At 66.0% G+C, this 2,599-nt stretch carries 2 protein-coding genes; both read left to right on the top strand.

Annotated features, from left to right (window positions below):
* Positions 1–156 precede the first annotated feature (156 nt).
* Positions 157–1,770 carry an IS21 family transposase gene (istA, locus tag KHO22_RS32255; RefSeq protein ID WP_211951252.1) on the top strand — a complete coding sequence of 538 codons (1,614 nt, stop codon included), beginning with the start codon at positions 157–159 and terminating at the stop codon, positions 1,768–1,770.
* Positions 1,767–2,531 carry an IS21-like element helper ATPase IstB gene (istB, locus tag KHO22_RS32250; protein WP_211951251.1) on the top strand — a complete coding sequence of 255 codons (765 nt, stop codon included), beginning with the start codon at positions 1,767–1,769 and terminating at the stop codon, positions 2,529–2,531. The genes istA and istB overlap by 4 nt, the downstream gene beginning before the upstream one ends.
* Positions 2,532–2,599: the final 68 nt, after the last annotated feature.

Below are 2,599 nucleotides of genomic sequence, written 5' to 3'. Positions count from 1 at the left end.
CCCCGGCGGCCACCCAAAGTGCCCCACTTATGGCCACCCAAACTGCTCCACCCTAGCCACGGTGATCTGACGCATTGAACACGGTGCGTCGGGCGCCGCGAAGCTCGACAGGCAGGACGTTACCTTCCACCCCCTCTGAGCGAGGGGAACAACGGAGTGAACGTCTTGAAGCCACATCTGCAAACCACCATTTGGACGCTGCTCAAGGGCGGTGCCACACAGCGCGAGATCGAACGCATCACCGGCATCTCGCGTCACACCATCCGGGCGTATCAGCAGCGCTTCGCCGCCGAATCGGCAAACTGCCCCGGGGTGGCCACCGACTCCGGTGATCAAACTGCTCCACCCTGGCCACCGACTTCCAGGCCGGTAACGCCGCCGCTGGCCACCTCCAAGTGCGAACCCCGTCGCGCCTTCATCGACGCTCAGTTGCGCCTGGGCCGCAACGCCACGGCCATCTACCAGGACCTGGTCGACCAACACGGCTTTGACGGCGCCTACAACTCGGTCAAACGCTTCTGCGCCCAGCTTCGCCACAAGGAGCCCGAACAGTTCGATCGTCTGAGCTTTGCGCCCGGCGAGGAGATGCAGGTCGACTACGGTGAAGGCGCCCCCACGCGGATGCCGGGCACCGAGCGCTGGCGCAAACCTCGCCTGTTCGTGGCCACGCTGCGCTACTCGCGGCGTAGCTTCCGCCGCGTAGTCTGGAAGTCCAGCCAGCAAGTCTGGGCTGAGTTGCATGAGCAGGCCTGGGCCTACTTTGGCGGTTCGACCCGCTACGTCGTGCTGGACAACCTTAAGGAGGGCGTCTTGAAGCCCGACCTGTACGAGCCCGCGCTCAATCCGGTCTACGCGGCCACACTGGCTCATTACGAGGTGGTGGCCGACCCAGCTCGGGTCCGGGATCCGAATCGCAAGGGGACAGTGGAGAACGCGATCCAACACACGCAGTCCACCGCGCTCAAGGGGCGGCGCTTTGAGACCATCGAAGAGCAGAACGCCTTCCTGGAACACTGGGAGTCCAAGTGGGCCGCCTCGCGCATTCACGGCGCCGAGCGGCGTCAGGTGCAGGCCATGTTCGAGGAGGAGCGCGCCCACCTGCAACCGCTGCCAGCTACGCGCATGCAGTACTTCACCGAGGTGCAGCGCACGGTCTGCGACGACAGTTGCGTGCGCATCGACCACAGCAGCTACGCCGCGCGCCCGGCCCCGATTGGCGCCAAGGTGCTGGTGCGGCTGTTCGAGCGGCGCATCGAGATCCGCGAGCTGCGCACCCAGGCCTTGTTGCGCACCCACGCCCGGGTTGATCGCCCCGGCACCGTGGTGTTGCCTATGGCCGAGCGGGTGTTCAACCCCTCTCGAGAGACGCGCTTCATCCTGGCCCAGGCCCGAGCCATCGGACCGCAGGCCTCTCGGCTGTGTCAGATGCTGTTCGCCATCGAGGGGCGCGTGGGCCAGCGCAAGCTCTGGGGCATCGTCAATCTGGCCAAGCGCTACCCCCATCACTTCATCGACGCGGCCTGCGCAGCCGCCATTGAGCAAGGCGTACACAGCTACGGCCACGTCAAGGCACTCACCGAGCGACTGGTGGCCGACGCGCTGGCCGCCCTGCAGGCCGGCACGCCGACACCGTCGACCTCAACGCTCACCCAGCAGCACGCGCTCATTCGCAGCGCCGACGAATACGGCGATCTGTTCGCCCACGCCGCGACCGCCACCTCGGGCGGCACAACCTCCCGCACCCACACCACTGATATCGCCCAGCCATGAACATGACCGAGATCGAACGCGCCCTGCGCGAGCTGCGCCTGTCCGGCATCGCGGACACCCTATCCACCCGCGTTATGCAGGCCCAGGCCGCCCAGCAGCCCTTTCTGGAGACGTTGGCGGCCATGCTGCAAGACGAGCTCGACCGGCGCCGCTCGCGCTTGATAGAGCGCCGCTTCAAGCGTTCAGGCCTGACCGAGCGCCTGACGCTGGCGGACTTCGACTGGCGCTTCAATCCCAAGTTGCCGCGCAACGCCTGCTTCGAGCTGCACACCCTGAAGTTCATCGGCGAGGGGGCCAACGCACTGATCGTCGGCAAGCCTGGCACCGGCAAGAGCCATGTGGCCAAGGCGGTGGCCTACCAGGCCACGTTGCAGGGCTATGACGTGCGCTACGTGGAGGCGGACTCCGAGTTCGCCCGCTACGGGCTGGCCAGCACGGCCGAACAGGCCGAACAGCTCAAGGGCTGGATCGGGCCAGACCTGCTGGTCCTCGATGACCTGTTCCTGGCCCGGCGCATTGCCGACGTGAGCGCCGAACTGCTGCAGGCCATCGTGCACCAGCGCTACAAGCTGCGCCGCGCCATCGTCATCACCTCCAACAGAGTGGTGCAGGACTGGGGCAAGTACCTCGCCGACGCCACCATGGCCACCACCATCCTGGACCGGCTCATGCACCGTTGCGCAATGCTGGAGTTTGACGGTAAGAGCTACCGTCTGAAGGAGGCCGCCGCGCGTATCGCCATCACGCCTGAACCGTCATAATCTGACCGTCCTGCCTGGAGCAGTTTGACCGGCCATAAGTGGAGCAGTTTGGGGTGGCCATCGGGGCA

The organism is Cupriavidus yeoncheonensis, assembly GCF_905397275.1.
Lineage (GTDB): Bacteria > Pseudomonadota > Gammaproteobacteria > Burkholderiales > Burkholderiaceae > Cupriavidus > Cupriavidus yeoncheonensis.
The sequence above is the reverse complement of the archived record's forward strand: the minus strand, read 5'-3'. Positions and strand labels throughout refer to the sequence as shown.

What these genes read in the sequence shown, in the direction of transcription:
- istB (WP_211951251.1), top strand. Translation starts at nt 1,767, where the DNA reads ATGAACATGACCGAGATCGAACGCGCCCTGCGCGAGCTGCGCCTGTCC.